Raw genomic sequence first — 4,391 nt, 5'->3', positions numbered from 1 at the left:
ACCGAACTGACGGCGGCGGACTTTATCGTAGTGGACGAGGATGAGGCAGTATTTTCCGTGTCCGGCATCGTTGCCGGGGCAACCCCCTTTGACATCACTCTGACCGTGGACAATTTGAATTATGCGAATCAGTCACTATTAGGCGAGGGCGACCTGACCCTGAAATTTTTAGGCTCCGGCACCACAAAGGGCGAGGCAGGGCAGAGCGTCGATCCATTTGAGATCGCATTTACCCCTACTGGGCTTGAGTTTATCCTGATAAGTCCGCCGGAAGTGGAGGCGATTTGGAATGAGTAAGGGCAGAGGAAAAAAGATCGTCATCAAGTTCACGGAGTCCCTGCTGGGCGACGTGTCCGGCAATGAATCTGCCTTTACCGTGACGGGTATGGAGAAAGACCCGCTATTCTATGGCACCCTGCAGCAGCGGGAATATACGGTGGAGAGTGTGGAGCGGAGGCCGATCCAGACGCTGCATGAGGAGGACTTCGAGGGCGGGACGTTTGATGATACCGAGAAAACGGAGGAAGGTCTGCGGCTGGAATCGAGCGAAGTTCCCGGCGATGAAGTTGAGGACACGTATGATACATCAAACGCAACCGGGAGTTCTTACACCACGATAGCAAACCGGGTAACCTCTAAGGAATCGGGGACGCTTACAAAAGTTAAGGCAAAAACGAAAACGGCAGGCGATTACACGCTTAACATTAAGAGCGATAACGGCGAAACAACATATAGAACGGAAACCATAAACGATGCCCCTGCGGATAGCTGGATAACATTTGAAGGTTTTGATTCGTTAGGGGTAGCCGAAAATGATGAGTATCGCGTTGAGATAGCTCGGCCATCAGGGGTTGCCTATGCGGCGTCAGGATTATATGACGGTACGCTGTGGGAGAACCGCGAGGGCTTGTTTGGGGCAAGCGGGTTTTCATGGACAAACGCAATGGGTTTTATTTTTCAAGAAACTGCAGAGAAATACCCCACCCCCGGCACCTACACCTCCCCAGCAATCCCCACAGCCACCCTACCCGCCGACCCCCGCCTGCGATTTGAGGCGAATACCCCGGAGGACACAACGGTAACCGTTGAATACGCCTGCACCGACGACGATGAAACCCCGCCGGAAACGTGGATGTCGGTAGATGACGAGGACTTGCTGACCATTGACGACGCATACCTCTGGCTCCGCTACACGCTGGAAACGGAGGATACCAGCAAGACCCCGACACTTCTGGCGGTCTGGCTGGAAGAGGCGGAAGTCCCGCCGGATAAAATCCTACTGACCATGACCGAGGCGGGTAGATTTAACAACGTCGAGGGCGATCTGACCGTTGCCTACAACCAGAACGTCGGCAACCTCTCCGGCTTGCGCCCGGTGGAATCCTTTGAGGAATCCTTCACCCCGGAGGACCTGGAACCATCGCCGGTGGATGAACACATCATCACCGTGCGCGGGGAGCCGGTGGTGGGCTTTATCAACGTAACCTATGAGCCGGGATACGAGGCGCACACCGTCACCGTCACCGGAACGGGTGTTCTCGTTGACTTTATTCACGTTGACGACATCCCGCCGTAAAAGCGGCAGACATGAGCAGACATGGGAGCCTTCGGGCTCCTTTTATTTTAGAAAGGAGGTAAAATCTTGATAAGAGTAGACGCGAAAGCCAACATCCGCAACCGCTTCGACATCGAGTGCAAAGACATCCGCACCGGCGAAGTGCAGAACTATCAGGCGCATAACATCATCCTGGATCAGATGTGGTCCCGGCTGGTAAACTTCCTGACGTATTTCTCATATATCCGCTTCGGCACCGGAGACGGCGCGCTCAACCCGGCCCGGACAAGCCTATTCAACGATTCAGGCGGCAAGTCCGCGACAACCGTCACCCGGGAGCGTGCTCTGCCGACCTCGTCCTGGATGCAGCAGATCGTGATCAACCCGGAGGAATACGTCGGCCACGAACTGACCGAAGTCGGCGTGGCGTACGGGAGCGGGAGTACGGATCTGGTAACCCATGCTTTCCTGGAGGACAGCGAAGGCAACCCGATCAGCATCGTCAAGACTGATACCATGGTCGTCACCATCTACGCGACGATCTTTATCGAGCTGGGCGAGCTGACAGATATGTATGGCGGTAAATTCCGCTGGGTAATGCCGCTGGAGAATAATGAGCTGATTAACTATCTGACTGGCTATGCGAGCTACCCGACACAGTATTTCCGGGTGACGGGGGCGAGGGAGTTTCATAGAGGCACGACGGCAGACGACAGCCACGGGCAGAGCAGCAGCATCACAACCGCAAATTGGATCAAGAGTGCCGCAGCGAAGAAAGCCACGACCCCGGTCCGGCGGCTGGGCATCAGCGATGGAAACGGCGCGATTCGGGGCATCGGCCTGGGCAGCAGCGACACGGCGGGCACATTCCGGGGGCAGTTGCCCATCGCTGGGGTGTTCACCGGCTGGAACATCGAAGGCGAGCAGATCGGCATCGGCGACGGGGAGGAGACGGCGTTCAACCTGGCCTGGAATGACGCGGTTGGGGCGAGCGTGACCGTCAAGGTGGACGACGTGGCAGCAAGTCCGACCGTAAACGAACTGGTAAATTATGTGGGCGCGAGGCTAAATACTCCGACCCTGGCAGGCGTAGGCTACGGCTGCGCCTTCTCCCCGGACGGAGCATACCTGGCGGTGGCGCACTATAACAGCCCCTACCTCACGGTGATCGACACCTCCGACTGGAGCGTGATCTCCGGCACCCCGACCCTGGCAGGCAACGGCCACAGCTGTGCCTTCTCCCCGGACGGAGCATACCTGGCGGTAGGGCACTATAGCAGCCCTTATCTCACGGTGATCGACGGCGCCTACAACACCGGAGCCACCCACAACATTATCTTCGACACCCCACCGGCCGAGGGCTCCATCATCACCGCCGACTACACCGTGTCATATGTGCCCAAGGATGTGAATCACGTTCTCGACCTGCAGGTCACGATTCAATACGGCGAGGAAACGTAAATGGAACTAACATTCGAGCACAGCCAAAAGATCGCCGACGGGCACACCCCGCAAGCCTGGCACTCACCGGATCAGATCTGCCAGGTGCTCTACACCGACGCCACGGGGCGGATCTACTCGGTGGACACAGAAACCCCTTTCGGCAACTTTGCCGACCGGACATTTACCGCGCCGCTCCTGGCCGCACCGGACACGGGGGCGCGACACCTGACTATTGCCTACCTGCCGCGAATGAACCTCTGGGCGAATTGGCTCACCGGCAACACTCACCGGCAGGCGGTTTTTTTGCTGAAGCAGGAGACGAATAAATATTTAGTGGATGGCTCCATGACCTTCAGCGACGACGACCCGGGCGTAAGTCTTTCCCTCACCCTCGAAAACCCGGCAGGAATAATCGCGGCAGAGGGCACAACTGAGGTCCCGCCCGGCACAAGGGTAAGCGTCTATTTTCGCATTGGCGACAGCAGCCGGATCGCGCTGGGGCAATACTACCTTGATCGGATCGTCACGGCTGTTGGCAATCCGCGCGTGGACCTGACGGCCCGGAACGTGACGGGGAAGCTGCTCAAGGATCAGACCTTCGACGAAGATAATACTTTCTCCGGCACGGTGACCGCCGTGCTGGTGGAGATGCTGGAGGACGCCGGCGTGGTCAACCACCGCGTGGAATCCGTCGGCGCCACAATCAATATCGAGTTTCCGCCGAACATGTCATACTTCGACGGCCTGCAGTCAGTGATCAGCACCCGGAACGGCTGGCAGATGCGGGAGGACGCGAGCGGCACGATCATCATCGGCAGCCCGGCGTATGTTCAGCTTTTCATGCCGCCCGGGACATACAGCTTTGAGCGCGGCCGGGATTGTTTCGGACGCGAAGTCACCCGGGACGACCGGGAGACCTACAGCCGTGTTTGTGTCCACGATCGGGAATTTGCTGTCAAGGCGTGGCGCGACGTGCAGTTTATCGAGACATGGAATCTGCCCCGGAAGAAAACCCTCTACGTCGAGGCCCCCGAGGGCACGACCCAGGCACAAGCAGCGGCAAAGGCAGAATACCTGGCCGGGCGGCTGGCAGATGTCGGCGTGATCGAATCTTTTGTGGCACCCTTCAGGCCGCAGATCCAACCGGGAGACGCAGCGGAGATTGCCGAACCCGACAGGCCCCTGCCGCGACTGCTGGGGACGATCACGCAGGTAGGCTTCCGGTTTGGCCGATCAGGATTCTTCACCGATTTTACGGTTGACAGCGGCGGCGTGGTCCGGAAGCCCCGCATCCGGGACCTCATCGAGCAGATCAGCGGCAGGCGGGACGTGGGAAGCGCGAAGATAAGCTAAACGGAGCCCAGGCTGGGGGCGCGGGCGGTCCTGCGCCCCC

At 58.4% G+C, this 4,391-nt stretch carries 4 protein-coding genes; all 4 read left to right on the top strand.

The window, feature by feature from the left end; translation table 11 throughout:
• The coding region (locus ACE4YL_RS09805) for a hypothetical protein (RefSeq protein WP_461369594.1) at nucleotides 1-297 on the top strand (297 nt) is incomplete at its 5' end.
• Nucleotides 290-1,576 (top strand): hypothetical protein, encoded by a 1,287-nt coding sequence (locus ACE4YL_RS09800; protein ID WP_461369593.1) that lies wholly within the window; start codon nucleotides 290-292, stop codon nucleotides 1,574-1,576. The genes ACE4YL_RS09805 and ACE4YL_RS09800, both read left to right, overlap by 8 nt.
• A 66-nt stretch (nucleotides 1,577-1,642) precedes the next feature.
• Nucleotides 1,643-3,016: a YncE family protein gene (locus tag ACE4YL_RS09795; RefSeq protein ID WP_461369592.1), complete on the top strand. Its 1,374-nt coding sequence runs from the start codon at nucleotides 1,643-1,645 to the stop codon at nucleotides 3,014-3,016.
• Entirely contained in the window at nucleotides 3,017-4,351 is a 1,335-nt protein-coding gene (locus tag ACE4YL_RS09790) for a hypothetical protein (RefSeq protein WP_461369591.1), read from the top strand.
• Nucleotides 4,352-4,391 lie beyond the last annotated feature (40 nt).

Source organism: Candidatus Darwinibacter acetoxidans (assembly GCF_041936445.1).
GTDB lineage: Bacteria > Bacillota > Limnochordia > Darwinibacteriales > Darwinibacteriaceae > DTU010.
Note: the sequence above shows the minus strand (reverse complement) of the source record. Positions and strands in the feature narration are given on the sequence as shown.